The organism is Nocardioides sp. Bht2, assembly GCF_047308515.1.
Classification (GTDB): Bacteria; Actinomycetota; Actinomycetes; order Propionibacteriales; family Nocardioidaceae; genus Nocardioides.
Window position 1 is genome coordinate 133,889 of the sequence record NZ_JBLBWI010000003.1, and the last position, 24,385, is coordinate 158,273.

At 68.7% G+C, this 24,385-nt stretch carries 29 protein-coding genes; 16 read left to right on the plus strand and 13 right to left on the minus strand.

Annotation, left to right across the window (positions count from 1 at the left end):
- Positions 1–12: 12 nt before the first annotated feature.
- From ACLM5J_RS07220 to ACLM5J_RS07230, 3 genes are read left to right on the plus strand one after another with little or no spacing between them, the layout of a single operon-like run.
- Positions 13–438, plus strand: a complete 426-nt coding sequence (locus ACLM5J_RS07220; protein WP_413655467.1) for a CoA-binding protein — start codon at positions 13–15, stop codon at positions 436–438.
- Positions 435–1,553, plus strand: a complete 1,119-nt coding sequence (locus tag ACLM5J_RS07225) for an LCP family protein (RefSeq protein WP_413655468.1) — start codon at positions 435–437, stop codon at positions 1,551–1,553. Before ACLM5J_RS07220 ends, ACLM5J_RS07225 begins: the two co-directional genes overlap by 4 nt.
- A gap of 17 nt (positions 1,554–1,570) precedes the next feature.
- On the plus strand, positions 1,571–2,068 hold the full coding sequence (locus tag ACLM5J_RS07230; RefSeq protein WP_413655470.1) for a nuclear transport factor 2 family protein: 498 nt from the start codon (positions 1,571–1,573) through the stop codon (positions 2,066–2,068).
- Positions 2,069–2,089: 21 nt separating this feature from the next.
- On the opposite strand, the gene purE is transcribed toward ACLM5J_RS07230, so the two are convergent.
- Genes purE through ACLM5J_RS07255 form a run of 5 tightly spaced genes read right to left on the minus strand, consistent with a single transcriptional unit; the run spans position 2,090 to position 6,107 of the window.
- Entirely contained in the window at positions 2,090–2,608 is a 519-nt protein-coding gene (gene purE, locus ACLM5J_RS07235; RefSeq protein WP_413655471.1) for a 5-(carboxyamino)imidazole ribonucleotide mutase, read from the minus strand.
- A gap of 4 nt (positions 2,609–2,612) precedes the next feature.
- Positions 2,613–3,773, minus strand: coding sequence for a 5-(carboxyamino)imidazole ribonucleotide synthase (locus tag ACLM5J_RS07240; protein WP_413655472.1), 1,161 nt, complete (start codon positions 3,771–3,773; stop codon positions 2,613–2,615).
- A gap of 17 nt (positions 3,774–3,790) precedes the next feature.
- The gene (locus tag ACLM5J_RS07245; protein WP_413655473.1) at positions 3,791–4,801 is read right to left on the minus strand and encodes an adenylate/guanylate cyclase domain-containing protein; all 1,011 of its coding nucleotides are present in this window, start codon (positions 4,799–4,801) and stop codon (positions 3,791–3,793) included.
- Positions 4,791–5,315, minus strand: a complete 525-nt coding sequence (locus ACLM5J_RS07250) for a PH domain-containing protein (RefSeq protein WP_413655475.1) — start codon at positions 5,313–5,315, stop codon at positions 4,791–4,793. The genes ACLM5J_RS07245 and ACLM5J_RS07250 overlap by 11 nt, the downstream gene beginning before the upstream one ends.
- Before the next feature lie 12 nt (positions 5,316–5,327).
- On the minus strand, positions 5,328–6,107 hold the full coding sequence (locus ACLM5J_RS07255) for a biotin--[acetyl-CoA-carboxylase] ligase (protein WP_413655476.1): 780 nt from the start codon (positions 6,105–6,107) through the stop codon (positions 5,328–5,330).
- Between the two features lie 41 nt (positions 6,108–6,148).
- Between ACLM5J_RS07255 and ACLM5J_RS07260 the strand changes: the two genes are divergently transcribed.
- The 5 genes from ACLM5J_RS07260 (at position 6,149) to ACLM5J_RS07280 (ending at position 10,081) form a co-directional block, all read left to right on the plus strand.
- Positions 6,149–7,765 (plus strand): acyl-CoA carboxylase subunit beta, encoded by a 1,617-nt coding sequence (locus ACLM5J_RS07260; RefSeq protein ID WP_413655477.1) that lies wholly within the window; start codon positions 6,149–6,151, stop codon positions 7,763–7,765.
- A complete protein-coding gene (locus ACLM5J_RS07265) occupies positions 7,765–8,010 on the plus strand; it encodes an acyl-CoA carboxylase subunit epsilon (RefSeq protein ID WP_413655478.1) in 246 nt (81 codons plus the stop codon). The genes ACLM5J_RS07260 and ACLM5J_RS07265 overlap by 1 nt, the downstream gene beginning before the upstream one ends.
- Before the next feature lie 124 nt (positions 8,011–8,134).
- Complete coding sequence (locus ACLM5J_RS07270; RefSeq protein ID WP_413655480.1) at positions 8,135–8,560, plus strand: type IV toxin-antitoxin system AbiEi family antitoxin domain-containing protein; 426 nt, start codon at positions 8,135–8,137, stop codon at positions 8,558–8,560.
- Positions 8,561–8,578: 18 nt separating this feature from the next.
- Positions 8,579–8,857, plus strand: a complete 279-nt coding sequence (locus ACLM5J_RS07275; RefSeq protein ID WP_413655481.1) for a hypothetical protein — start codon at positions 8,579–8,581, stop codon at positions 8,855–8,857.
- Positions 8,858–9,061: 204 nt separating this feature from the next.
- Positions 9,062–10,081: a P1 family peptidase gene (locus ACLM5J_RS07280; protein WP_413655482.1), complete on the plus strand. Its 1,020-nt coding sequence runs from the start codon at positions 9,062–9,064 to the stop codon at positions 10,079–10,081.
- Here ACLM5J_RS07280 and ACLM5J_RS07285 read toward each other — a convergent pair.
- The 3 genes from ACLM5J_RS07285 to arsM are packed head-to-tail and all read right to left on the minus strand — an operon-like array spanning position 10,078 to position 12,426.
- The gene (locus tag ACLM5J_RS07285) at positions 10,078–10,545 is read right to left on the minus strand and encodes a low molecular weight phosphatase family protein (RefSeq protein ID WP_413655483.1); all 468 of its coding nucleotides are present in this window, start codon (positions 10,543–10,545) and stop codon (positions 10,078–10,080) included. The genes ACLM5J_RS07280 and ACLM5J_RS07285 overlap by 4 nt on opposite strands.
- On the minus strand, positions 10,529–11,632 hold the full coding sequence (gene arsB / locus ACLM5J_RS07290) for an ACR3 family arsenite efflux transporter (protein WP_413655484.1): 1,104 nt from the start codon (positions 11,630–11,632) through the stop codon (positions 10,529–10,531). The genes ACLM5J_RS07285 and arsB overlap by 17 nt, the downstream gene beginning before the upstream one ends.
- Positions 11,629–12,426, minus strand: coding sequence for an arsenite methyltransferase (arsM, locus tag ACLM5J_RS07295; RefSeq protein ID WP_413655485.1), 798 nt, complete (start codon positions 12,424–12,426; stop codon positions 11,629–11,631). The genes arsB and arsM overlap by 4 nt, the downstream gene beginning before the upstream one ends.
- 91 nt (positions 12,427–12,517) lie before the next feature.
- Here arsM and ACLM5J_RS07300 point away from each other — a divergent pair, with 91 nt between their 5' ends.
- Positions 12,518–12,862 carry an ArsR/SmtB family transcription factor gene (locus ACLM5J_RS07300; RefSeq protein WP_413655486.1) on the plus strand — a complete coding sequence of 115 codons (345 nt, stop codon included), beginning with the start codon at positions 12,518–12,520 and terminating at the stop codon, positions 12,860–12,862.
- 123 nt (positions 12,863–12,985) lie between these two features.
- The gene (locus ACLM5J_RS07305) at positions 12,986–14,377 is read left to right on the plus strand and encodes a DUF222 domain-containing protein (protein ID WP_413655487.1); all 1,392 of its coding nucleotides are present in this window, start codon (positions 12,986–12,988) and stop codon (positions 14,375–14,377) included.
- Between the two features lie 3 nt (positions 14,378–14,380).
- Here ACLM5J_RS07305 and ACLM5J_RS07310 read toward each other — a convergent pair whose 3' ends face one another.
- Entirely contained in the window at positions 14,381–14,872 is a 492-nt protein-coding gene (locus tag ACLM5J_RS07310) for a DUF1877 family protein (RefSeq protein WP_413655488.1), read from the minus strand.
- 99 nt (positions 14,873–14,971) lie between these two features.
- Between ACLM5J_RS07310 and ACLM5J_RS07315 the strand changes: the two genes are divergently transcribed.
- From ACLM5J_RS07315 to ACLM5J_RS07325, 3 genes are read left to right on the plus strand one after another with little or no spacing between them, the layout of a single operon-like run.
- A complete protein-coding gene (locus tag ACLM5J_RS07315; RefSeq protein WP_413655489.1) occupies positions 14,972–16,264 on the plus strand; it encodes a choice-of-anchor P family protein in 1,293 nt (430 codons plus the stop codon).
- Positions 16,265–16,312: 48 nt separating this feature from the next.
- Complete coding sequence (locus ACLM5J_RS07320; protein WP_413655490.1) at positions 16,313–17,995, plus strand: DUF885 domain-containing protein; 1,683 nt, start codon at positions 16,313–16,315, stop codon at positions 17,993–17,995.
- Positions 17,996–18,000: 5 nt separating this feature from the next.
- Complete coding sequence (locus tag ACLM5J_RS07325) at positions 18,001–18,603, plus strand: Maf family protein (RefSeq protein WP_413655491.1); 603 nt, start codon at positions 18,001–18,003, stop codon at positions 18,601–18,603.
- Positions 18,604–18,669: 66 nt separating this feature from the next.
- On the opposite strand, the gene ACLM5J_RS07330 is transcribed toward ACLM5J_RS07325, so the two are convergent.
- Entirely contained in the window at positions 18,670–19,503 is an 834-nt protein-coding gene (locus ACLM5J_RS07330) for an SDR family NAD(P)-dependent oxidoreductase (protein WP_413655492.1), read from the minus strand.
- A complete protein-coding gene (locus ACLM5J_RS07335) occupies positions 19,500–20,279 on the minus strand; it encodes an SDR family NAD(P)-dependent oxidoreductase (protein WP_413655493.1) in 780 nt (259 codons plus the stop codon). The genes ACLM5J_RS07330 and ACLM5J_RS07335 overlap by 4 nt, the downstream gene beginning before the upstream one ends.
- A gap of 108 nt (positions 20,280–20,387) precedes the next feature.
- Here ACLM5J_RS07335 and ACLM5J_RS07340 point away from each other — a divergent pair, with 108 nt between their 5' ends.
- From ACLM5J_RS07340 to ACLM5J_RS07350, 3 genes are read left to right on the plus strand one after another with little or no spacing between them, the layout of a single operon-like run.
- Complete coding sequence (locus ACLM5J_RS07340) at positions 20,388–21,719, plus strand: flavin-containing monooxygenase (protein ID WP_413655494.1); 1,332 nt, start codon at positions 20,388–20,390, stop codon at positions 21,717–21,719.
- The gene (locus ACLM5J_RS07345; protein ID WP_413655495.1) at positions 21,716–22,327 is read left to right on the plus strand and encodes a TetR/AcrR family transcriptional regulator; all 612 of its coding nucleotides are present in this window, start codon (positions 21,716–21,718) and stop codon (positions 22,325–22,327) included. The genes ACLM5J_RS07340 and ACLM5J_RS07345 overlap by 4 nt, the downstream gene beginning before the upstream one ends.
- The gene (locus ACLM5J_RS07350; RefSeq protein WP_413655496.1) at positions 22,324–23,256 is read left to right on the plus strand and encodes an alpha/beta hydrolase; all 933 of its coding nucleotides are present in this window, start codon (positions 22,324–22,326) and stop codon (positions 23,254–23,256) included. Before ACLM5J_RS07345 ends, ACLM5J_RS07350 begins: the two co-directional genes overlap by 4 nt.
- 13 nt (positions 23,257–23,269) lie before the next feature.
- Here ACLM5J_RS07350 and ACLM5J_RS07355 read toward each other — a convergent pair whose 3' ends face one another.
- Positions 23,270–23,785, minus strand: a complete 516-nt coding sequence (locus tag ACLM5J_RS07355; RefSeq protein ID WP_413655497.1) for a GtrA family protein — start codon at positions 23,783–23,785, stop codon at positions 23,270–23,272.
- A 23-nt stretch (positions 23,786–23,808) separates the two neighbouring features.
- Positions 23,809–24,381: an NUDIX hydrolase gene (locus tag ACLM5J_RS07360; protein WP_413655499.1), complete on the minus strand. Its 573-nt coding sequence runs from the start codon at positions 24,379–24,381 to the stop codon at positions 23,809–23,811.
- Positions 24,382–24,385 lie beyond the last annotated feature (4 nt).

Consider the following 24,385-nt stretch of genomic DNA (forward strand, 5'->3'; position numbering starts at 1 on the left):
TAGGTTGACGCCATGTCACAGCCCCCGGCCCCGCACCTCGACCCTGCGGCCATCGACTTCATGCTCGACGACTGCGCGACCTGGGCGATCGTCGGCCTCTCGAACGATCCGTCCCGGACCGCCTACCGGATCGCCGAACTGCTGCAGCAGCACGGCAAGCGGATCGTGCCGGTGCATCCCAAGGCCGAGACCGTGCACGGCGAACAGGGCTACGCGACCCTGGCCGAGATCCCGTTCCCGGTCGACGTCGTCGACGTGTTCCGGCGCTCGGAGGCGGCCGGCCAGTTCGCCGACGAGGCGGTCAAGATCGGCGCCAAGGGCGTCTGGTTCCAACTCGGCGTGGTCGACGACGCCGCCTTCACCCGCACCACCGCGGCCGGCCTGAAGATGGTGATGGACACCTGTCCCGCCATCCAGTACCGGAACCGCGGTCAGTGAGCGACCTCGACGGCGACCCGCCGGCGGCGAACGAACCTGGACCGAGCGAGCCGGAGCCGAACCAGCCGGCCCGCCGACGTCGCTGGCGCCCGTGGGCCTTCGCCGGCCTCGCCCTGCTCCTGGTCCTGATCGCCGGCGGCGGGTTCTACGCCTGGCGTCTCAACTCGCACCTGAACAACATCGATCGCTTCGATACCGGTGAGATCAAGAACCGCCCGGCCAAGGCCGACAACAAGGCGATCAACGTGCTCCTGCTCGGCTCCGACAAGGGCAAGGAGGTCGCCGGCTCCGGGGCCGATCTCGCCGAGGATGCGGACGCAGCGACGTGGCCCAAGGGCAAGTACCGCAGCGACACCCTGATGGTGGTCCACATCTCCGCGGACCGCGAGCGGGTCCAGGTGGTCTCCATCCCCCGCGACACCTTCACCATGCTCTACGACGGCGAGGGCAACCCGCAGCACAAGGAGAAGATCAACGCGGCGTTCGCCAACTGGGGCCCGACGGGAGCGATCAGCACCGTCGAACACCTGACCGGCGTCCGGATCGACCATGTCGCGATCATCGACTGGGCCGGCTTCAAAGAGCTCTCCACCGCGCTCGGTGGCGTCCCGGTGACCATCCCCGAGGCCGTCTACGACTCCAAGCAGCACAAGCAGTGGGAGGCACGCGACTACCTGCTCAAGGGCGAGGAGGCGCTGCAGTACGTGCGGATGCGCTACGGCCTGACCCGCAGCGACTTCGACCGGATCAACCGCCAGCAGAACTTCCTGCGTTCCTTGATGCGCGAGATGCTCGACTCCGGCAAGCTCACCAAGCCGCTGGAGTTCGACGCCATGCTGAAGGCGCTGACCAAGAACCTGGTCGTCGACGACGCCTGGACCAACGACGACCTGCGCTCGCTGGCGATCGGCCTGCGCGGCCTCGACCAGGAGAAGGTGGTCTTCCTGACCACGCCGATCGGCGCCGAACGGAGCGACCCGACCTACGGCGCGGTCCTCGAGATCGACAAGCCCAAGGCGAAGGCACTCTTCGCCGCGCTGCGCGGCGACAAGATGAGGTCCTACCTCAAGAAGTACCCCGACGACGCCCTCGCCGAGGACGACCAGATCAGTTGAACCGGAGAGACGAACCGATGACCGACACCGACCGCGACGCGCTCCTCGACGAGCTTCTTGGCGAACTGGCGCGACTGCGCCGAGCCGCTGACGTGAGCGAGATCAGCCAGGTGGTCGCCAGGTACGGCCCGCTGGTCGACTCCGGCAGCGCCGACGCCACGGCCGCGTTGTGGGCCCAGGACGGGAGCTACTCGGTCGGCGGACTCCTGGAGCTGAACGGCCGGGCCGCGATCGCCGAGATGGTGCACTCCCCCATGCATCAGGGCTTCATCACCAACGGCGCCGGACATGTGCTGACCGCCCCGACGGTGACCGTCGACGGCGACACCGCAGTCGCCTACAACCACTCGCTGCTGATCACCGCGGACGGCGACGGCTTCGCCATCCATCGGTTGACGGCGAACAAGTGGGTGCTGTCGCGGACCACGGACGGTTGGCAGATCTCAGAGCGGATCAACCACGTCCTCGACGGCAACGCCGCGGCCCGCGAACTGTTCGCGGCCGCGGCACCGTAGAGCCTGACTCGAGCCTGGGGCTCAGAAGCCGATCTTGCGCGGCGCGGCGGCCGCGTCGCGGACCACAGCGCCCTTGGCGTGTGCGGCGTCGCGCAGCGACGCCTGGAACTCCACCATCTTGGCCTGCAGCTCGGGGTCGCTGGCCGCGAGGATCCGGGCTGCCAGCAGACCGGCGTTGCGGGCGTTGCCGATCGAGACGGTGGCCACCGGGACACCGGCCGGCATCTGCACGATGGAGAGCAGGGAGTCCATCCCGTCCAGGTACTTCAGCGGCACCGGGACGCCGATCACCGGCAACGGGGTGACCGAGGCCAGCATCCCCGGCAGGTGGGCTGCGCCACCGGCGCCGGCGATGATCACCTGCAGGCCGCGGCCGGCAGCGTCACGACCGTAGCTCAACATCTCGTCGGGCATCCGGTGCGCGGAGACCACATCGGCCTCATAGCCGATCCCGAACTCGGCCAGCGCCTCGGCAGCCGCCTGCATCACCGGCCAGTCCGAGTCCGAACCCATCACAATGCCGACCTGGATCTGGCTCATCTGCTCACTCACTTTCGTTGCCGAGGTCGCCACGGAACCAGGCGGCGGCGTGCCGCGCGCGCTCCAGGCAGTCCTCAAGGTCATCGCCATAGGTGTTCACGTGCCCGACCTTGCGGCCCGGACGCATCTCTTTGCCGTACAGGTGGACCCGCAGCTGAGGGTCGCGCGCCATCGCGTGCGGATAGCCGTCGTAGAGCCGGCCGGCGTCGGTGGGGCCGCCGAGGATGTTGACCATCACCGTCCACGTCGCCCGCGGCGCCGGGGAGCCGAGCGGCAGATCGAGCACCGCCCGCAGGTGGTTCTCGAACTGACTGGTGACGGCGCCGTCCTGGGTCCAGTGGCCGGTGTTGTGCGGGCGCATCGCCAGCTCGTTGACCAGGATCCGGCCGTCGTTGGTCTCGAAGAGCTCGACCGCCAGAACTCCGGTGACGTCGAGCGCACCGGCGATCTTCAACGCCACCTCCTGGGCCTGGACGGCGAGTTCGCGGGCCAGGTCGGGGGCGGGCGCGATCACCTCGTGGCAGATGCCGTCGAGCTGGGTGGAGGCGACCACCGGGTAGGCAGCCGCCTGGCCGCTGGGCGATCGGGCGACCAACGCGGAGAGCTCCCGGCGGAAGTCGACGAGCTCCTCGGCCAGCACCTCGACGGCGGCAGCCTCGGCAGCAGCGAACGCGTCCTCGCAGTCGGCGGGCTCACGGACCACCCAGACACCCTTGCCGTCGTAGCCACCCCGGGTGGTCTTGAGGACGGCGGGGAAACCGAACGCCTCGACGTCGGCGACCGAGGTGACGATCGCGTTGCGCGGGCACGGCACACCCAACTCGGCCAGCTTGGCGCGCATCACGCCCTTGTCCTGGGCGTGGACCAACGCGTCCGGGCCGGGACGGACCGCAAGCCCGGCGTTGGCCAGCGCCTTGAGGTGCTCGGTCGGCACGTGCTCGTGGTCGAAGGTCACCGCGGCGCAGCCGGCCGTGATCTGCTGCAGGGTGGCGAGGTCGCGATAGTCACCGACCTGCTGGTCGGGGATCACCTGGGCGGCAGAGACGCCTTCGGCCTCGGCGAGCAGCCGGAGCGGGATACCGAGCGCGGCAGCCGGCTCAGCCATCATCCGGGCGAGCTGGCCGCCGCCGATCACGGCTACGGTCGGAGCAAGTGGCGTGGTCACCGGTGAAGGTTATCGACTCACCGGCGCCGGACGGTGATCGGCTCCACCAGGCCGAAACCACGCACCGGGCGGGCCGGCATCCGGCGGGTCTCGAACCGCTCCGGCGGCAGCAGGGCCGCGGTCGCCTCATCGATGATCACCCGGTTGCGGCGGGCCACCGTGGTGAGCCGCGCTGCCATGTTGACCGGCGGGCCGAAGACGTCGCCCATCCGCATCACCACGCCACCGCTACCCAGGCCGACCCGGACGTCGGGCATCCGTGGGTCACGGCCGATCACCGAGATGATCCCGTCGGCGATGTCGAGGGCGGCCTCGGCGTTGTCGACGACGAAGAGGACGGAGTCGCCGAGCGACTTGATCACCCGCCCGTTGTGTTTGGCGACGACGTCGTGGCAGCGGGACTCGAAGACCTCGACCAGATCGCCGATCCGGATCTCACCGATCTCGTTGGTGAGTGCGGTGAAGGAGACCAGGTCCGCGAAGCCGACGCTGAGCTCGACACTCGGCGTGTTCTCCTCGCGGTTGGCCAGCGCCTCGGCACGGCCGACCGCGACCGCGGCATGCCGACGCCAAGCGTGCAGCAGCAGCGTCTCGAACTGGGGCGCGATGTGCTGCACCACCTGCATCGCCTGCTCCAACGGCGTCGCCTCGGGCTGGGCAGCCTCGTCCCCGCCGATCTTGGCGGCGGCCTCGTCCAGCTTGGGCGTCAGCGTTGCGACCTCCCAGTCCGCGAGTCGCGACATCGTCTGCCCCACCCCGCGGGTGAGGTTGAGCAGGATGTCCATCGAGAAGGTCCCCGAGGCGACGAACCCGTTGAGCATCCGGAGTGCTTCGACGTCGCTGTTGGTGAACATCGGCTGGTCTTCGGTCGGCTCGGGGAAACCCAGAGCCCGCCAGAGTCGACGGGTCTGCTCCAGCGTCGCGCCACTGCGCTCGGCTACCTCAGCCGCCGTCCACTGCGGGACGTCACCCAACAGCGCCTGCTCGATCCGCTCGCGCATGGCTGCGTCGGCGTGATCAGGATCCATCGTCGTTGCGCCCACCATTGGCCAGGCGGTGCAGCTCTTCGGAGACCCGCTTCTGCACCTCTTCGACACGCGGGATGTCGTTGAGCTCGACGCGGCCCATCTCGCTGGCGTCCGAGACCACCAGCGTGCCGCAGCCCCAGATCCGGTCGGTGAGGTCGATCTCGAAGTCGACGCCGCTGATCCGGTTGAGCGGGATCGTGCGACCCTCCTTGGCGATCAGCCCGGAGCGGAACATCAGGCGCCGGTTGGTGAACGTGTAGGTGGTGCTCATCCAGGCCAGGAAAGGACGGAGCACCCACCAGACGAAGGCGATCAGGGCCAGCACCCAGACCAGACCCAGCAGGACCGAAGCGGTGGTGCCGTCGACCCGGTCCCGGATCACCACGGTCAAGAAGATCGCGATGCCCAGGGTGAGCAACAGCACAAGGATCGGGCCGAACAGCGCTTTGGGGTGGGTGCGCGTGGAGACGACGACGTGCTCGCCCTCGTTCAGCAGCTTCGGTGAGATGGACATGTGCCCATCATGTCAAAGATTTGTGGCCCGCACATGAATCACGTCACCTGCGCCCACTACGTGGCGCACCCCATCTGCGGTGACCTCGAGGCGACCGTGCTCGTCGACCCCGGTGGCAAGGCCGAGCAACTGCTTGTCGGCCGGCAGCTCGACCCGCACCTCACGACCCAGGGTGACGCACCGTTCCGTGTAGGCAGCCCAGAGGGCTTCACCGTCCGCGAGCAGGGGCAGATGCTCATCCACCAACGACAGCAGGCGATTGAGCAGTCGGGTGCGGTCTGCTTCAACCCCTTCGAGGTGGATCGAGGTGGCCGTGGCGACCGGCAGTTCGTCGGCACTCTGATGCACGTTGATCCCGATTCCCAGCACCGCCGCCGGACCCTGCGGGGTCTCGACCCGCTCCACCAGGATGCCGCAGATCTTGCGCTGCTGCTCCCCCACCAGGACGTCGTTGGGCCACTTAAGTCCGACGCCGTCGATCAGCTCCGACAACGCCTCGTGGACGACCAGTCCGGCAAGCAGCGGCAGCCACGGCCACCGCTCGGCGGGCACCTCGGGGCGGAGCAGCACCGAGAAGGTCAACGCGGCCCGGTCCGGGACCGCCCAGGCCCGGTCGAGTCGCCCGCGGCCCGCGGTCTGCCATTCGGCGACGATCGTGGTGCCGGCCGGAGCACCGGCACGGGCCTGCTCGGTTACCAGCGAGTTCGTGGACGGCGCCTGCGCGACCACCGTGACCGATTCAGCGAGCAGGTCGCGGTCAAGAGGTGGGCGGGCGTCAAGGTTGCGGGTCATGGGCACTAGATTGGCCCCGGACATCCGAGGAGGCCAAACACGTGAGCGCATCGATCAGCGAAGGCACCAGCCCCGCAGAAATCGACATCCACACCACCGCCGGCAAGTTGGCGGACCTTGAGCGTCGGCTCGACGAGGCGGTACACGCCGCCTCTGCGACCGCCGTCGAGAAGCAGCATGCGAAGGGGCGTAAGACCGCCCGCGAACGCATCGAGATGCTTTTCGACGAAGGTTCCTTCGTCGAGATCGATGAGCTCGCTCGTCACCGGTCGACGGCGTTCGGCCTGGAGAAGAACCGCCCCTACGGCGACGGCGTGGTGACCGGTTACGGCACCGTCGACGGCCGACAGGTCTGCGTCTTCTCCCAGGACTTCACCATCTTCGGTGGGTCGCTGGGCGAGGTCTACGGCGAGAAGATCACCAAGATCATGGATCTCGCCATCAAGACCGGCTCCCCGATCATCGGCATCAACGAAGGCGCCGGCGCCCGGATCCAGGAGGGCGTCGTCTCGCTCGGCCTGTACGGCGAGATCTTCAAGCGCAACGTGCACGCCTCCGGTGTGATCCCGCAGATCTCGATGATCATGGGCAACTGCGCAGGTGGCCACGTCTACTCGCCGGCCGTCACCGACTTCACGATCATGGTCGACCAGACCTCGGCGATGTTCATCACCGGTCCCGACGTGATCAAGACCGTCACCGGCGAAGACGTCTCGATGGAAGACCTCGGCGGTGCCCGCACGCACAACACCAAGTCCGGTAACGCCCACTACATGGCGTCCGACGAGGAAGACGCGTTCGAGTACGTCAAGGCGCTGCTGGCCTACCTGCCGCAGAACAACCTCGACGAGGCCCCGTCCTACGACGAGGACGCCGACCTCGAGCTGAGCGACCTGGACCGGTCCCTGGACACGATCATCCCGGACAGCCCGAACCAGCCGTACGACATGCACGACGTGCTCACCGCGGTGCTCGACGACGAGGAGTTCCTCGAGGTCCAGCCGCTGTTCGCGCCGAACATCCTGATCGGTTACGGCCGCGTCGAGGGTCGTCCGGTCGGCATCGTGGCCAACCAGCCGATGCAGTTCGCCGGCACGCTGGACATCGACGCCTCGGAGAAGGCCGCTCGCTTCGTCCGCTTCTGCGACGCGTTCAACATCCCGGTGCTGACCTTCGTCGACGTCCCGGGCTTCCTGCCGGGCACCGACCAGGAGTGGAACGGCATCATCCGCCGCGGCGCGAAGCTGATCTACGCCTACGCCGAGGCGACCGTTCCGCTGATCACCGTGATCACCCGCAAGGCCTACGGTGGCGCCTACGACGTGATGGGCTCCAAGCACCTCGGTGCCGACCTCAACGTCGCCTGGCCGACCGCGCAGATCGCCGTGATGGGTGCCCAGGGCGCCGCCAACATCGTGCACCGCAAGACCCTCGCCGCTGTCGAGGCCGAGGGCGGCGACGTCGAGGCGAAGCGCGCCGAGCTGATCGACGAGTACGAGACCACGCTGGCCAACCCGTACATCGCCGCTGAGCGTGGCTACGTGGACACCGTGATCATGCCGCACGAGACCCGTGCGGAGATCGTCCGTGGCCTGCGTCTGCTTCGCTCCAAGCGCGAGATCCTGCCGGCCAAGAAGCACGGGAACATCCCGCTCTGATGGCTGACCAGACCAACGCCGAGGAGACCACCGCAGCACCGGCCGCGCCGTTGCTGAGGGTGGTCAACGCCGACGCCACGCCTGAAGAGATCGCGGCCATCGTCGCGGTCTTCTCAGCGCTCGGCTCGGGCGCCGCACCTGCGCCCAAGCGCCGCACCCCCGAGTGGTCCCGTCCGGTCCGTCGCCACCGCGCCGCCGTCTCGCACGGCGCCGGCGGCTGGCGGTCCAGCGGCCTCCCCCGCTGATCTGAAGTAACCAACGCCGTCGTCCGGTGTCACCTGGTGACACCGGACGACGGCGTTGAGCATCTTCTCCACAGGCTCGCGCAGAGCGAGACAACTGGCGCAGCGAATCGGTCACGATCTCGGAATGGAACTCCCTCACGATCTACTGCGCCGCCAGGACGGCGTAGTCGGCCGTGACCAGTTGCTCGAAGCCGGGCTGACCGACAACGACCTGCGCAGACTCTTGCGCCGACGCGACCTCAACGTGGTCCATCCCGGTGTCTATCTGAACCACACCGGCGAGCCGACCTCGCAGCAGCGGGCGTGGGCGGCGCTTCGGCTGCTCTGGCCCGCGGCGCTGTCGCACAGCTCGGCCCTCGGCGACCTGCTGGCAGCTACGCCGTCGTCCGCGCAGACGCCGCTGCACGTCGCTGTTGATCGCCATCGGCACCTCCACGCACCTCGCGGTGTGGTGCTCCATCACCGGGTCGACCTTGTCGATCATGTCTTGTGGAACCTCTCGCCTCCGCGGGTCCGGCTTGAGGATGCGGTCATCGACGTTGCGTCCTAGGCCCGCTCGGAACTGGAGATGATCGCGGTCCTCGCGGACGCGGTCCGCAGCCGCCGCACCACCTCGGCCCGGCTACTGGACACCCTCAGCCGTCGCAACCGGGTCCGTGGGCGACGGCTGATCGCCGAGGTGCTGACCGATGTCGCGCACGGCACCTGCTCCGTGCTGGAGCACCGCTATCTCACCGAGGTGGAGCGTGCCCACGCCCTCCCGGCCGGCGAGCCGCAGGCTCGGGCGCCCGCGACCCGCACGACTCACAGATCGCCAACCGCGCCACGGTGTACCGGGATCTGCTGATCAGGGAGTTCGCGACGGTGGTCGAACTCGATGGCAGCCTGCACCACAACCATCTGGTTGCGCGTTCGGCGGACCTGACCCGTGATCTGGGCGCTGTGCGCGCTGTTCGTAGCTGTACTCCAGCGAACAACGCCGTTCTCCGCTGTCACCAGATGACACCGGACAACGGCGCTACTGCCTTTCGGCGCACGCGATACTGAGGCCATGAACGCGATCACCGACGTGCCAGGGATCCGGGTCGGCCACGCGCAGCGCACCGACGACGGGTGGCTCACCGGGACGACGGTGGTGCTGCCGCCGAGCGAGGGCGCGGTGGCTGGGGTCGACGTCCGCGGCGGCGGGCCGGGTACCCGCGAGACCGACCTGTTGGATCCGCGCAACCTGGTGGAGCGGGTCCATGCGATCACCTTGACCGGCGGCTCCGCACTCGGGCTGGCCGCGGTCGACGGAGTGGTGCAGGGGCTCTTCGCGGACGGCGTCGGGTTTCCGATGGGCGGCCCCGGCGAGGTGGTGCCGATCGTGCCGGCCGCGGTGATCTACGACCTGGGCCGCGGGGGCCGCTTCGCCAACCACCCGGACGCCGCGCTCGGTGCCGCTGCCTATGCCGCCGCCCGGGACGGCGAGGTCGCGATGGGCACCGTCGGCGCCGGCACCGGCGCGCGGGCCGGCGGGCTCAAGGGCGGCATCGGAACGGCGTCCGCGCAACTGGCCGACGGCACCACCGTCGGCGCCCTGATCGTGGTCAACGCGGTCGGTTCCACGGTGGACCCCGAGACCGGCGAACTGTGGGCGGCGCGGCACTGCGTGCCCGGAGACCTCCCCTCGTTACGACGTCCGGAGGCAGCCGAACTGGAGGCCGCCCGCGCGGCCGCCGCCGCCCAACCAGCACCCATGCGTCCCGCGCTGGCCACCACGATCGGCGTGATCGCCACCGACGCCACGTTGACGAAAGCCCAATGTCAGAAGGTGTCCGGGATCGGCCACGACGGTTTCGCCCGGGCCATCAAGCCGGTCCACACCATGTTCGACGGCGACACACTCTTCACCCTCGCCACCTGCGCCCGCCCCGCTCGCGACGTCTTCGGATTCCAGGAGCTGCTCAGCATCGCCGACGACGTGGTCACCCGCGCCGTCGCCCGCGCCATGCTCGCGGCCACCTCGACCCCCGGCTCGACGCCGCCGCTGCGCTCCTACCGCGACGCGTTCCCCAGCGCGGTGGACTAGCGCCCGACGGCGTCACTCACCAACGAGGGCGCCAACTCCAAGTCGGGGACGAGCTCCGCCAACAGGTCACGGACCCGACGGTCGATGTCGACGATGATCCGCCGGACGGTCTGCTCATCCTGACCTTTGGGGTCCTCGAGCGGCCAGTCCCGGTAGCGCGCTCCCGGAACGTAGGGGCAGTTCTCACCGCAGCCCTGGGTGATCGCCAGGTCGCTCGCGGCGATCATCTCGGCGGTGAGCAGCGTCGGCCGTTCCCGTGAGGTATCGAGGCCCAGCGACTCAAGCACTCTGGCCACCTCGGGATGGATCTGCTCCCCCGGCTCCGTTCCCGCCGACAGCGCGATGATCCGACCCTGCGCGTAGTACTCGGCGAGGAGGCGCGACGCCACCGATCGGCCGCCATTGGCGCGACAGGCGAAGACCACCTGAGGTCGATCGCCGAGGTGATCAACGGCGTGCTTCATAGCCATCCTTGAGAGGGGTAAACGGGTTTGGGAAGAAGCGACGCGACCAGAGGCTGACGTAGACCAGCCCGACCAGGATCGGGACCTCGATCAACGGCCCCACCACACCGGCGAGCGCCTGCGGGCTGCTGAGCCCGAAGACGGCGATCGCGACCGCGATGGCCAGTTCGAAGTTGTTGCCGGCCGCGGTGAAGGCAACGCTGGTCGCCCGTCGATACCCCAGACCTAGCCGATGGGCGGCCACCATCGATCCGCCCCACATGACGGCGAAGTAGAGAACCAACGGAATCGCGATCCGGGCGACGTCGAAGGGCTTGTCGGTGATCGCTTCGCCTTGGAGAGCGAAGAGGACCACGATCGTGAACAGGAGTCCGTACAGCGCCCACGGCCCGATCGCGGGGAGGAAACGCTCCTCGTAAGCCTCACGCCCCCATCGGGATTCGCCGAGACGGCGGGCGAGGTAGCCGGCCGCCAGCGGGATCCCCAGAAAGATGCCCACACTGCCTGCGATCCGCCAGGGCGAAATGTCCAGAGCCGCGCCGGAGAGGCCGAGCCATCCCGGCAGCAGATCGAGGTAGAACCACCCGAGGAGTGCGAAGGCCAGCACCTGGAAGAGGGCGTTGATCGCCACCAGGACGGCGGCGGCCTCACGGTCGCCGTCCGCCAGGTCGTTCCAGATGATCACCATGGCGATACACCGGGCCAGACCCACGATGATCAGGCCGGTTCGATACTCCGGCAGGTCCGCGAGGAAGAGCCACGCGAGGGTGAACATCACCGCCGGGCCGACCAACCAGTTCAGAGCCAGCGAGAGCGCCAACATGCGTCGATCACGAGCGACCGATCCCACTTCGTCGTACCGAACCTTCGCCAGGACCGGGAACATCATGATCAGCAGGCCCAGCGCGATCGGAAGCGAGACCGACCCGATGGTCACGGTGTCGATCACCTCGGCGAGTTGCGGCACGACCCGGCCGAGGAGGAGTCCGCCTGCCATCGCCACGCCGATCCAGACCGCAAGGTAGCGATCCAGCACCGACAGGCGACCCGGGACCGGGGCGGCCTCGAGCTGTTCGGTCCGGCTCATGCTGGAGGCTTCACGGCGCGAATGATGGCACCATGCATGCCCGGCACCGCTTCGTGGGTGAACTCGACCTCGGCATCGATGAACCCGACGGCGCTCAGACCGGCGAGATACTCGCTGCGTGAAAGCGCACCGGCGATGCAGCCGACGTAGGAGCCTCGCTCGGCGCGATCGGCGGGGGTGAGTTGGTCCTCGGCGACCACATCCGAGATACCGAGGCGGCCCCCTGGGACAAGGACCCGGAACATCTCGGCCAGCACCTTGGCCTTGTCGACCGACAGATTGATCACGCAGTTGGAGATCACCACGTCGACCGTCTGGTCGGCCAACGGCACCTCCTCGATGGTGCCCTTGACGAACTCGACGTTGGTGACACCCGCCTGCTGAGCGTTCGCTCGCGCCAGGTCGAGCATCTCGTCGGTCATGTCGACGCCGTACGCGAAGCCGGACTCACCGACCCGACGAGCGGAGAGGATGACGTCGATTCCTCCGCCAGAGCCGAGATCCAGAACTCGTTCGCCAGCTTGCAGAGCGGCCACCGAGGTGGGGTTGCCACATCCGAGACTGGCCGCGATCGCCTCGGCGGGGAGCTCCTCGTGGTCGGCGCTGCCGTAGAGCGCCGCTCCGAAGGAGTCACCGACCTCAGGGCTGCTAGCGCAACACGAGCCACCGTCGCCGGTCTCAACCATCTGCAACGAGTCGTTCAGCTCGGCGTTCTTGGCGCCACCGACAACCGCTGTGGCTGCCTGGGCGTACCGGGCGCGCACCTGCTCGCGCACCTCGTTCGGTTCCGACATGACGATCCCTCCGGTCACATTGATCTTCGTCGATGCATTGAGCATTGTCGATGCATCGATGGTTGTCAATGCGATGGCCTAGACTGAGGATATGCCGAGCCAACTCCCCCTCCTCAACGCCGCAGAGACCTGCTGCCAACCGGTCACCGGAGGCGCGCTCGCAGCCGAGGACGCCGAACGCATCGCGCGCATGTTCAAGGCGCTCGGTGACCCGACCCGGGTACGCCTGCTCTCTCTGATCGCGGCCCAGCCGGACCGCGAGGCCTGCATCTGCGACCTCGTCGACCCGGTGGGCCTCTCCCAGCCGACGGTCTCCCACCACATGAAGCAGTTGGTGGAGGCCGGGATCGTCACCCGCGAACAGCGCGGTCGCTGGGCGTTCTACCGCGTCGTCGACGAGACCCTGGCGTCCTTGAGCGCGGCACTGCGCCCTTAACCTGCTCGCTGTTCGAACGGATGGGGGGCGGCGCCCACGCCGCCCGCGTTGTGTCGGAGGTCACCTCTAGCGTGTGATCTGTGCTCGAAGAAACGCTTCGGGCCAACCACACAAGGAGATCCGATGCCGCGCATCACGCCGCCGCCCGATCCGCCGGGCCTGCCCGGCTGTAGCCAGAACGCGATATGCCAGGCCACCAAGGCTATGGAGACCGCACTCAAAGACTGCGCCGACACCGACCCGGTCTTCATGTCCACCGCAGAGAAGGCAGCGGTGCTCGTCGAGATCCCCGCGCTTCAAGCCCGGTTGGCGGAGCTGAACTACCGCGTGCTGGCCTGCGCCGACGACATCGCGGACGCACACGGCGCTCGCAACGTCGGAGACTTTCTCGCGCACGCCACCCACCAGAACCACGGCAGCCTGGCCCGCGAGCTCCGCACCGCCCGTGAACTCGACACCCGGCGTCCCCTGCTGCGAACCGCACTCCGCGAAGGACGCGTCAACCTCGCCCAGAGCATCGAGATCGGCAAAGCCCTCGACGCCCTCCCCCGCGATCTCGACGCCGACACCGCAGCCCGCGCCGAGGCGCTGATGGTCGAGCATGCCGAACACTTCACGCCGCACGAACTGCGCCGGATCGGGAAACGCCTCATCGACGTGGTTGCGCCCGAGATCGGCGAAGCCCTGGAGGGCAACCGCTTGGCCGATGAGGAGCGGTCCGCCCGCGCACGTCAGCAGCTCACGCTCAGGCCACAAGGCGACGGCACCACCCGTATCACCGGCTTGCTGACCGACCTCTGCGCCAACCGACTCGCCACCGCGCTGAACGCGATCACCAACCCGAGGCGAGACCACCTCACCCCCGCACCGTGCGGCTGCACCCCCGACGAAGCCGGCACCTACCGCGAGGCCTGCGGCGACCTCGAATGCCCCGGCCAGGATGCCCACCAGCCGCTTTCCGCGGCCAGCACCCCGCCCGTCCGCAAGCTCTCCACGCCGGCCCGCAACGCCCGCGCCCTCAATACCCTCCTCGAGACGCTCGACCCGAAACGTCTTCCCCTACACGGCGGAGACGCCACCACCATCGTGGTGACCATCGACTACGAGACACTCAAGGCCGAGGTCGGCACCGCGACGCTCGCCACCGAGCGCGATGCCTGGCACAACAAGATCTCTGCTGGCGAGGCACGCAGGCTCGCTTGCAACGCTGGAATCCTCCCCGCCGTCCTGGGCGGCGAGAGCCAGCCCCTCGATCTTGGCAGGACCAAACGGTTCCACAGCCCAGCCCAACGCCGGGCACTCGCCATCAGTCATCCCTACTGCTTCGCAGAAGGGTGTCGAATACCTGCCACCTGGTGCGAAGCACATCACCGCACCCCCTGGCACCTCGGCGGCGAGACCGACCTTCACGAAGCCGAACTGCTTTGCAGCAAGCACCACCACTACATCCACGACCTGAGCTACTCCCTGGAGCGGCTCGCCTTCGGCGCCATCAGGTTCACCAGGCGGACCTGAACCTCAGTGGTTCACATGGAAGAGCACATGGGCGCCTGCGGCCCGGGCCTCGGCGAAGAAACCGGCCAGGCCCTCCAGGTACGCCCAGGCGTAGTCGCGCTCGCTGTCCGCGTATTCCGGGTTGCGTAGCTCCTCGGGCATCTGGGCGTAAGCGGCGGCGAAGGTCGCCTCGTCCAGGGTGTCGAGTGCAGCGCTCACCTCGGCGACGCCACTCGGGTCGAGCAGCGTCATCAGCAGCTCATCGTCGTCGTCCTGAAGGGCACGCTGCCCCAGCACCACGCCCGTCCACGGCCAGTCCTGCGGATCACGCTCGTCACCCGACGGCGCCAACGCGCAGGAGATCGGGTCCCATGCCTTGTCGGTCTCGCAGGAGAGCACAGCGTCCAGCTCTTCCACCGCCTCGACGAGCTCCAGCAACCGATCGTCGTCACCGGCAGCGGCGACGAAGGTCGACGCCTGATCCGCTGAGAGCGCGAAGTGCATGCCGAGCTGCACGAGTCCTCCTGATTGACCGGGTCGGGTTGGCGAGCTACCACCTGTATGCCTACCCTATTTTGTGGAGGGAGCATCCGACGTCGAATTCTCGAGGAAACGATGCTCACAGTTCGAACCGCACGAATCCGCACACTGACCGCGCTCTCGGCGCTGCTGATCGGTGCGCTGGTGGTACCGGTAACGGCTCCGACCGCCGACGCTGCGAAGCCCAGCAAGAAGTACGCGCCGTACGGCTTCCTGTCGTACGCCGGCGGCACCATGGTGCAGGCCCTGGGCACCACGATCTCCTCGGACCTCACCGCGCAGTCGACGATCGCGGGCACCGTCCTGCCCAGTAGGTCCTCCAGCACCACGGCGGACGTCAAGGTCCCCTCTTTGGTCAGCGTCGGCGCGGTACGCACCTCGACGCAGGCCACCAGGTCCGGCAAGCGCGGCGTCAAAGTCGTCACCAAGGCTCGCACCGCCGGCGTCAACCTGCTCAACGGCCTGATCACCGCGACCGCGGTCGAGACCACGAACACCACCCGCGGCCTGCCGACCAAGCTCAGCGGCCACTCCAGTACCCGGTTCGTGGACCTGAAGATCGGCTCGCTGCAGTTGCCCGTCGACATCCCGGAGAACTTCCGGGTCACCATTCCGGGCATCGCCACCGTCGAGGCCAACGTCACCAACGTGGCCACCAAACACGGCATCGCCAACAGTCAGGGCTACGCGCTCGCCGTCCACCTGCTCAAGGACGTCGGCCGGGCATCGATGGGTAGCTCGATCGTGCTCAACCCGACCTTCACCACGCTCGCCGTCCCGGTCCCGGCGAAGAACCCGACCATCGGCGGAACCGCCTACGGAACCAAGGCCCTGGTGAAGCTCACCGACTCGATCACCGGCGAGGTCGGCCCGACCGGGCAGGTCGCCACTCCGCCGAACAGCACCGCAGGCAAGACGGAGATCAACCGCACCGCTGGTATCGACGTCCCCGGCATCCTCTACGTCGGCGCAGTCAACTCCGCCACCTGGTCGAAGTCGTCGAAGAGGCGCGCCGACATCAGGAACACCAACCAGATCGCCGGCCTCAACCTGCTCAACGGGCTGATCACCGCCGACGCACTCAAGGTCGAGGCGAGCGCCAAGATCCGGGGCAAGAAGTACCGCCCGCGCGAGAAGTTCACCCTGGTGAACCTCACCATCGCCGGCCGGCGGATCCCGCTCGACGTCGGCCCGAACACCAAGATCGACGTCGCCGGGCTGGGCCGGGTCACCATCAACCAGCGGGTCCGGACCAAGAACTCCAACCTGATCCGCGCCATCCACATCAAGGTGTTGGAGCCGCGCAACGACCTCAAGGTCGGCGCCGAGATCGAGATCGGGGTCGCCTCCACCCGGGTCTGGCGCTGACTCAGCGCACCGCCAGCTCATGGCCCCACCCGTGGCTAAAGTGGCCCCATGACGAGCCAGGAGCAGCGCCAGGTCGACCAGATCGCGGATCGTTACGTCGAGGAGTTCTCGGCGGCCGATCCGATCACCGCCACCTACCTGGGGATCGCCGGTCACGACCACCTGCTCACCGACTACTCCCCCGACGGCTTCGCGGCCCGCGAGGAGTTGAGCCGCAAGGCCCTATCCGCGGTCGAGGCAGCGACGCCGGTCGATGCCCGGGAGCAGGTGGCCAAGGAGGCCTTCATCGAGCGGGTCGGGCTGCAGATCGCCCGCGCCGACGCCGGTGTGGAGCGCAGCGACTTCTCGGTGATCAGCAGTGGCCTGCACGAGATCCGGAGCTGCTTCGACCTGATGCCGCACGAGGGCGAAGAGGCGTGGAGCAACATCGACGCCCGCCTCGCAGCGATCCCCGAGGCCCTACAGGGGTATCGGATCACGCTGGCCGAAGAGGCCGCCAAGGGCAACGTCGCCGCGGCCCGCCAGTACACCGAGGTGGCCGCCCAGATCCGCAGCTGGACCGGCGGCTCCGGCGGCAACGTGCTCAGCAATCTGGTCGCCGAGTGCGAACTCGACGGCGCTCTGCGCGGCCAGCTCGACGACCACGCCGCCCGGGCCACCCGTGCCCTCTCCGACTTCGGCCTCTTCCTGGAGGACGAGATGGAGCCACAGGGCCGCGACGTCGAGGCGGTCGGCCGTGAGCAGTATGCGCTCGCCTCGCGCTACTTCCTCGGCGCCGAGATCGACCTGGAGCAGACGTACGCCTGGGGTTGGGAGGAGCTCAAGCGGATCGAGGACGACATGACCGCGACCGCCGGGCTGATCCTGCCCGGTTCCAGCATCGACGAAGCGGTCGCCCACCTCGACGCCGACCCGTCCACCAGGATCGTCGGCAAAGAGGCGTTCCGTGACTGGATGCAGGAGCTTGCCGACCGCGCCGTCAGCGAACTGGCCGACGTCCACTTCGACATCCCCGAGCCGGTTCGCGCCATCGAGTGCTGCATCGCGCCGACCAGCGACGGCGGCATCTACTACACCGGCCCGTCCGAGGATTTCTCCCGTCCTGGCCGGATGTGGTGGTCGGTCCCCGAAGGCATCGACGAGTTCAGCCCGTGGCGCGAGGTGACCACCGTGTTCCACGAAGGCGTCCCCGGCCACCACCTTCAGATCGGCCAGACCGCCTACCGCAGCGAGTCCCTGAACCGCTGGCAGCGGTTGATGTGCTGGGTCAGCGGTCACGGCGAGGGCTGGGCCCTCTACGCCGAGCGGCTGATGGAGGAGCTGGGCTACCTCGAGGACCCCACCCACCGGCTCGGCTGGCTCGACGGCCAAGGTCTGCGCGCGGCCCGGGTGATCGTCGACATCGGGATGCACCTGCAACTGGAGATCCCGGCGGACAACCCGTTCGGTTTCCACCCTGGCGAGCGCTGGACGCCGGCGCTGGGCCTGGAGTTCATGCGCCAGCACGCACGGATGGACGACCCGACCATCGTCTTCGAGGTCAACCGCTACCTCGGCTGGCCGGGGCAGGCGCCGTCCTACAAGGTCGGCGAACGGATCTGGCTCGAGGCCCGTGCGGCTGCCCAGGCGGCCGCCGGTGACGCGTTCGATCTGAAGTCGTTCCACCGCGCTGCGCTCGACCTCGGCCCGCTCGGGCTCGACCCGCTCCGGGCAGCACTGGTGAGAGGCTGATCCCTATGCCCCGCTTCGTTCTGGCCTCGGCCTCCCCTGCCCGCCTCGCCGTCCTGCAGCGCGCCGGCATCGACCCCGAGGTGATCGTCTCGGGAGTCGACGAGTCAGTCCTCGACCACCTCCCGCCCATCGAGTTGGCCGGTCAGTTGGCGGTGTTGAAGAACGCCGCGGTCGCCGGCGAACTCGACGACGCCCTGGTCCTGGGCTGCGACTCCGTCCTGGAGTTCGACGGCCAGGCACTGGGCAAACCGGCGGACGCCGCAGAGGCCACCGCCCGCTGGCAGGCGATGCGCGGGCGCAGCGGGGTGCTGCACACCGGGCACGCCCTCCAGGACACGGCGACGAACCAGATCGTCACCGCCACGGTCAGCACCACGGTCCACTTCGCCGAGGTGACCGATGAGGAGATCGCCGCCTACGTCGGCACCGGGGAACCGTTGTGGGTGGCCGGTGCGTTCACCATCGACGGACTCGGCGGCGCCTTCATCACCCACATCGAGGGCGACCATCACAACGTGATCGGCCTCAGCCTGCCGACGCTGCGCACCATGGTGGCCGAGCTCGGTCACTCCTGGGTGGGCCTGTGGCGCCCCACCCCGCAGAGCTGATCTCGATCAACGGGCCACACCGGAGGTCGAGCCTGTCGAGACCGGAACTGATCTCGACAAGCTCGATCAACGGGCCGCACCTCGGCGCTGCTTGGCGACGAAGCTGACCGAGGCCCGGCGCACCAGGCCGGGCGCGAACCGTTGCAGGCGATAGGCCAGCCGGGCCTGACGCGGCTCGATCACCACAGCCTCGTCGGCGACGACGGCCTGCAGCACGCGCGCTGCCAGGGCGTCCGGATCGACGGGCTTCTTGATCCCTTGCCCCTTGAGGTAGTAGTCGCGGCCGCTGATCGAGCCGAACTCACCCTTGTCCAGGATCGGCGTATCCACTGCGGCCGGGCAGACCACGGTGACCCCGACGCCGTGCGCGGCCGCCTCGGAACGGAGCGCCAGCGAGAGGCCAACCACGGCGTGCTTGGTCATCACGTAGGAGGTCAACAGCCCGGCCGCCATCAGCCCACCCATCGAGGCGGTGTTGATGAGGTGGCCGGAACCCTGCGCGACCATCCGCGGGTAGGCCGCCGTCACACCGTGCACGACGCCGCGGATGTTGACGTCGATGATCGCGTTCCACTGCGCGAGGCTGAGCTGCTCGGTGTCGCCGATCAGGGTGATCCCAGCGTTGTTGAAGACCAGGTCGATCCGGCCGTACTCCTCGACGATCCCGGCCACCACCGCCTCGACGGCATCGGCATCGGTGACGTCGAGTCCGACGCCTCGGGCGCTCCCCGGCCCGGCCAGCCCGACGGCGGTGCGCTCGGCTCCCGCGCCGTCCAGGTCCGCCAGCACGACGTGGCACCCGGCGGCGACCAGTGCCTTTCCGAGCGCGGCACCGATCCCCGAAGCACCGCCGGTGACCAGCGCGCTGCGTCCACGCAGCGTCGTCAACCCACGGCTCATCCGAAGGCCGCCATCACGTGCTGCACCAGGTCGGGGTAACGGCGCAGGTGCGCGCCGCCGTTGATGTCGATCGTCTCGCCGGTGATCCACCGCGCCTCGTCGCTGAGCAGGAAGCGGATCACCGCACCGATCTCCTCCGGCTCCCCGCTGCGCCCCAGCGGGGTGTTGGCGAGGTAGTCGTCACGGACGCCGGGGATCTCCATGGCCGGTGCCGTCAACGGGGTGACCACCAGGCCCGGGGAGACCGAGTTCACCCGGATGCCCCGGGCGCCGAGCTCGAGCGCGCTGACCTGGGTCAGGCTGACCAGACCCGCCTTGGCCGCGCAGTAGGCGGCTAGGCCGGCACCGGGCTGACGCGCGTTGAGCGAGGTCAGCGAGACCATGGCGCCGCCGTCCACCAGCGCCCTGCCGCCATGCTTGAGCACCAGGAAGGCACCGGTCAGACAGACGTCGACGACCCGCCGGAACTCGGTGACGTCGTGGTCGACGACCGAGGCCAGGGTGCTCACTCCGGCACAGTTGACGACGCCGGTCACCGAGCCGTGCCGCTCCTGCACCGCGGCGAACAGCGCCTCGACGGCCGACTCGTCGGTGACGTCGACCCGGTGCGAGCTGTGCTCACTCCCAAGGCCGGCCAGCGCAGCGGCCGCAGCGTCCTGGTCCAGATCGGCGACGGCGACCCGATGGCCCGCCGCAGCGAGCGCGTGGACGGTGGCGAGGCCGATGCCCGAGGCACCACCCACCACGACGGAGACGGGCGTGGGTGTAGCGGTCACAACAACTCCTGACGTTTGTCGATTCTGATTGACGCGTGTCAAAAGTAGCGCCTAGTGTGACCGCTGTCACCCCCTCGGATTCCACCAACACCACCGCCCGGAGGACCTATGAGCGCCCCCCGCACCGCGATCATCGGCGCGGGCATCAGCGGCCTGACCACGGCCAAGATGCTCGCCGACTACGCCGTCCCGTTCACCGTCTTCGAATCCTCCGACCGGATCGGCGGCAACTGGGCCTTCGGCAACCCGAACGGGCACAGCAGCGCCTACCGCTCACTGCACATCGACACCTCGAAGAACCGGCTCTCGTTCCGCGACTACCCGATGCCCGAGCACTTCCCGGACTTCCCGCACCACAGCCAGATCAAGGAGTATCTCGAGGGGTACGCCGACGCGTTCGACCTCAAGGCACACATCGAGTTCGAGAACGGCGTCGTCCACGCCGAGCGGAGCCCCGACGGCGGCTGGCTGCTCGACCTGCAGGACGGCACTCGCCGTGAGTTCGACTTCCTGGTCGTCGCCAACGGACACCACTGGGACCCGCGCCACCCCGACTTCCCGGGCGAGTTCACCGGCACCACGATCCACTCCCATGACTACATCGACCCGCGCACGCCACTGGAGTTCACCGGGCAGCGGATCCTGATCGTCGGGATCGGCAACTCCGCCGCGGACATCGCCGTCGAGCTCTCCTCCAAGGCGCTGGAGAACGAGGTCGTGCTCTCCACCCGCTCCGGAGCCTGGATCGTGCCCAAATACCTGGCCGGTCGCCCCGCCGACGAGCTCTACGCCACCTCGCCCTACCTGCCACTCTCCTGGCAACGGAAGATGGCCCAACTCAGCCAGCCCCTGATCTCCGGTCGTCCCGAGCGGTACGGCCTGCCCACCCCGAACCACCTCTTCTTCGAGGCCCACCCCACCCAGTCCGTCGAGCTGCCACTCCGGCTCGGCTCCGGCGACGTCACCGCGAAGCCCAACATCACCCGCCTCGACGGCGACACCGTCCACTTCGAGGACGGCACGTCGCAGGAGTTCGACATCATCATCAACGCGACGGGATACAACATCACCTTCCCGTTCTTCGACCCCGACTTCATCTCCGCGCCCGAGAACCACCTACGCCTCTACAAGCGGATCTTCCTGCCCGGCATGGACGACCTCGCCTTCGTCGGCTTCGCCCAGTCGACACCGACGCTCTTCCCGTTCGTCGAGGCACAGACCCGGATCGTGGCTGCTTACCTGACCGGCAACTACGCGCTGCCGAGCGCCGCCGAGATGGAGCAGACCATCACCGCCGACGAGCAGCGCTACACCGCGCACATGGTGCAGCGCCCCCGGCACACCCAACAGGTCGACTACTTCATCTACGAGCACGAGGCCCGGACCAAGGAGCTCCCCCGCGGCCGGGCCCGAGCCCTGGCCGCTAGGCAGGCACCATGAGTCGGATCGACCGGCGCACGCCGGGACGCGGAGACGAGCGCCGCGCCGCCCTGCTGGAGGCGCTCGACGACCTGCTCCGCGAGGCGCCGTCGCTGGAGTCGATCAACGTCGCCGAGGTGTCACGCCGGGCCGGAGTGACCCGCTCCGCGTTCTACTTCTACTTCGAGAGCAAGGCGATGGCGGTGATGGCGCTGCTCGAAGAGATGTACCTCGACGCCGCCGCCGAGACCGACCGGTTGGTCGAAGCCCGGGGCGAACCGCAGCCGCGGATCCACCAGGTGATCAGCCACCTCTTCGACATGGTGGATCGGCGCCCCTACGCCTACCGGGTGCTTCTGGAGGCCCGCGCCACCAGCGCCACACTGCGCGAGAACTGGGATCAGGGTCGGGCCGGTTTCGCCCAGCTGATCGCCACCATGATCACCAGCGAACGCCAAGCAGGTAAGGCTCCTGACGGCGCCGACGCCGACGCCCTGGCGAGCGTGCTGCTGGAGCTCAACGACCATTCGATCGAACGCTACGCACTGGGCCACGGCCCCAGCCGCGCCGACCACATCGACGCCCTGACCTCGATCTGGGTCCGCAGCATCTACGGAGGAGACCGATGACCACCAGCACCCAGCAGGAGCAGTCCGCCACCATCACCGAGCGGTTCACCTCGGGCGGCGTCACCTGCCACGCGACCCACGTCCCGGCGCGGAGCGACGCCCTCACCACTGCGGCCGGTCGCCCGGTCGTCGTTCTCGCCCACGGCCTGGCGGGCACCGTCGACTCCGGCCTGCTCCCCTTCGCCGAAGGGTTCGCGGACGCCGGCCTGGACGCCTTCGCCTTCGACTATCGCGGCTTCGGTGCCTCCGAGGGCAGCCCCCGGCAACGGGTCCGGATCGAGGACCAGGTCGCCGACCTCCATGCCGCCATCGACGCCGCCCGAGCGCTCCCCGGCGTCGACCCGGACCGGGTCGCACTCTGGGGCGTCTCCCTGGCCGGCGGCCACGTGATCCGGGTCGCCGCCGAACGCGACGACGTCGCCGCGGTGGTCGCTGTGGTGCCGATGGTCGACGGCCTGGCCGCTGCCGCTCAGGCCGCCAAGACCCACCGTCCCACCGAACTGCTGCGCGCCACCGGACGCGGTGTCAGGGGCCGGATCGCGGGCCGCCTCGGCCTCGGCGAGGTGACCATGCCGGTGGTGGCCGCCCCGGGCAAGCTCGGCGCGCTGACCCTGCCCGGTGCCGAGGAGGACTACCTGGCGATCGCCGGACCCACCTGGCGCAACGTGGTGCATGCCGATGTCGGCCTGGAGCTCGGCGGCCGCAAGCCGTTGCAGTTGGCCGGCCAGGTCACCGCACCACTCCTGGTCCAGATCGCCGACTTCGACCGGAGCGCTCCTCCGCAGGCCGCAGCCAACGCCGCCTTCGCCGCCAAGGCACAGGTCCGGCACTATCCGTGCGACCACTTCGACATCTTCGCCCCGAAGCCCTGGCACGGTGCCGCGTTGCAGCATGCGACCAGCTTCCTGAGCCGCGCCCTGGCCCGCTGAGCCGAAGAACGGTTCAGGAGTCGGTGGCCGACTCGCTCAGATCCGGAAGCGGCTCGGCCACCGTGCCCGCCAACGTCGTGTGCTGGTAGGACGGAACCGCGAAGACCAACCGCCGGAAGAGGTAGAACCGGGCGCCGGTGCCCAGTGCCAGTCCGACCACGTTGGCGGCGATGTTGTCGGAGAGCGCGTCGTTGAGCCCCAGTGCGTGCCGGCTCACCCAGAGGCAGGCGATCGGCAGGGTCATCGTGATCGCGTTGATCACCACGTACATGGTGACGCCGCCGTCGGGGTGCGCCGAGGAACGGTGGGCGAAAGCCCAGGTCTTCGTGCCGTGGTAACTGATCCACATGCCGACCGTGTTGGCGAGCACGTAGGCGATCGTCGGGTGCCCGTGCATCCACGGATCGTCGAAGAGCCCGAAGCCGTGCACCATGAAGTTGAAGAGCACGAACGCCACCAGCGTCGCCGCCCCGCCGACGGCGAGGAAGCGCATGGCCTCATCCAGGAGGCGCTTACTGCGTGGTCCCATGATGGCCAAGGCTAGGCCACCGCTCAGGCACTCCGCACAGGCACACTGGATTCTTCGACATCGGGCAGGCTCAGCGGCCACTGTTCGGGGGTGTCGAGCAGCTCCAGGAAGGCGGTCAGGTCGACCGGCCAGACCACCTCTCCCGCGGCCGCGGCGCCGGCCAGGTCGGTCCGACTCCACCAGCGCGACTCCTGCAGGGTGAGCTTCTCCTCCTCGGTATGACCCGAGGTGTCGATCTCGAAGGCAGCGGTGCGCACGGCGTAGAAGGTGTCGTGCTGATCCACCACGACGTCGCTGTAGCCGTGCCAGACCCGCCGCGCGGCCAACGGCCCGACCACCTGCCCGGCATTGACGACGAGCCCGGTCTCCTCGGCCAACTCCCGTTGGACGGCGACGAGATCGCTCTCCCCCGCATCGATGCCGCCGCCCGGCGTGATCCACCAGGTCGCCCCGGTGCCCGGGTCACTGTCGCGGAAGAGCAGCACCCGGTCGGCGTCGTCGATGACCAGCACCCGTACCGTCGAGCGCCGGCGACGTGGCCGGCTCGACGGATCGTCGGGAACCTCGAAGGTGCGGGTCTGTTCCTCGTGCGCCATGGCT

What these genes read in the sequence shown, in the direction of transcription:
- ACLM5J_RS07220 (WP_413655467.1), top strand. Translation starts at nt 13, where the DNA reads ATGTCACAGCCCCCGGCCCCGCACCTCGACCCTGCGGCCATCGACTTC.
- ACLM5J_RS07230 (WP_413655470.1), top strand. Translation starts at nt 1,571, where the DNA reads ATGACCGACACCGACCGCGACGCGCTCCTCGACGAGCTTCTTGGCGAA.
- purE (WP_413655471.1), bottom strand. Translation starts at nt 2,608, where the DNA reads ATGAGCCAGATCCAGGTCGGCATTGTGATGGGTTCGGACTCGGACTGG.
- ACLM5J_RS07245 (WP_413655473.1), bottom strand. Translation starts at nt 4,801, where the DNA reads ATGGATCCTGATCACGCCGACGCAGCCATGCGCGAGCGGATCGAGCAG.
- ACLM5J_RS07250 (WP_413655475.1), bottom strand. Translation starts at nt 5,315, where the DNA reads ATGTCCATCTCACCGAAGCTGCTGAACGAGGGCGAGCACGTCGTCGTC.
- ACLM5J_RS07255 (WP_413655476.1), bottom strand. Translation starts at nt 6,107, where the DNA reads ATGACCCGCAACCTTGACGCCCGCCCACCTCTTGACCGCGACCTGCTC.
- ACLM5J_RS07265 (WP_413655478.1), top strand. Translation starts at nt 7,765, where the DNA reads ATGGCTGACCAGACCAACGCCGAGGAGACCACCGCAGCACCGGCCGCG.
- ACLM5J_RS07270 (WP_413655480.1), top strand. Translation starts at nt 8,135, where the DNA reads ATGGAACTCCCTCACGATCTACTGCGCCGCCAGGACGGCGTAGTCGGC.
- ACLM5J_RS07275 (WP_413655481.1), top strand. Translation starts at nt 8,579, where the DNA reads ATGATCGCGGTCCTCGCGGACGCGGTCCGCAGCCGCCGCACCACCTCG.
- ACLM5J_RS07280 (WP_413655482.1), top strand. Translation starts at nt 9,062, where the DNA reads ATGAACGCGATCACCGACGTGCCAGGGATCCGGGTCGGCCACGCGCAG.
- ACLM5J_RS07285 (WP_413655483.1), bottom strand. Translation starts at nt 10,545, where the DNA reads ATGAAGCACGCCGTTGATCACCTCGGCGATCGACCTCAGGTGGTCTTC.
- arsB (WP_413655484.1), bottom strand. Translation starts at nt 11,632, where the DNA reads ATGAGCCGGACCGAACAGCTCGAGGCCGCCCCGGTCCCGGGTCGCCTG.
- arsM (WP_413655485.1), bottom strand. Translation starts at nt 12,426, where the DNA reads ATGTCGGAACCGAACGAGGTGCGCGAGCAGGTGCGCGCCCGGTACGCC.
- ACLM5J_RS07300 (WP_413655486.1), top strand. Translation starts at nt 12,518, where the DNA reads ATGCCGAGCCAACTCCCCCTCCTCAACGCCGCAGAGACCTGCTGCCAA.
- ACLM5J_RS07305 (WP_413655487.1), top strand. Translation starts at nt 12,986, where the DNA reads ATGCCGCGCATCACGCCGCCGCCCGATCCGCCGGGCCTGCCCGGCTGT.
- ACLM5J_RS07315 (WP_413655489.1), top strand. Translation starts at nt 14,972, where the DNA reads ATGCTCACAGTTCGAACCGCACGAATCCGCACACTGACCGCGCTCTCG.
- ACLM5J_RS07320 (WP_413655490.1), top strand. Translation starts at nt 16,313, where the DNA reads ATGACGAGCCAGGAGCAGCGCCAGGTCGACCAGATCGCGGATCGTTAC.
- ACLM5J_RS07325 (WP_413655491.1), top strand. Translation starts at nt 18,001, where the DNA reads ATGCCCCGCTTCGTTCTGGCCTCGGCCTCCCCTGCCCGCCTCGCCGTC.
- ACLM5J_RS07330 (WP_413655492.1), bottom strand. Translation starts at nt 19,503, where the DNA reads ATGAGCCGTGGGTTGACGACGCTGCGTGGACGCAGCGCGCTGGTCACC.
- ACLM5J_RS07340 (WP_413655494.1), top strand. Translation starts at nt 20,388, where the DNA reads ATGAGCGCCCCCCGCACCGCGATCATCGGCGCGGGCATCAGCGGCCTG.
- ACLM5J_RS07345 (WP_413655495.1), top strand. Translation starts at nt 21,716, where the DNA reads ATGAGTCGGATCGACCGGCGCACGCCGGGACGCGGAGACGAGCGCCGC.
- ACLM5J_RS07350 (WP_413655496.1), top strand. Translation starts at nt 22,324, where the DNA reads ATGACCACCAGCACCCAGCAGGAGCAGTCCGCCACCATCACCGAGCGG.
- ACLM5J_RS07355 (WP_413655497.1), bottom strand. Translation starts at nt 23,785, where the DNA reads ATGGGACCACGCAGTAAGCGCCTCCTGGATGAGGCCATGCGCTTCCTC.
- ACLM5J_RS07360 (WP_413655499.1), bottom strand. Translation starts at nt 24,381, where the DNA reads ATGGCGCACGAGGAACAGACCCGCACCTTCGAGGTTCCCGACGATCCG.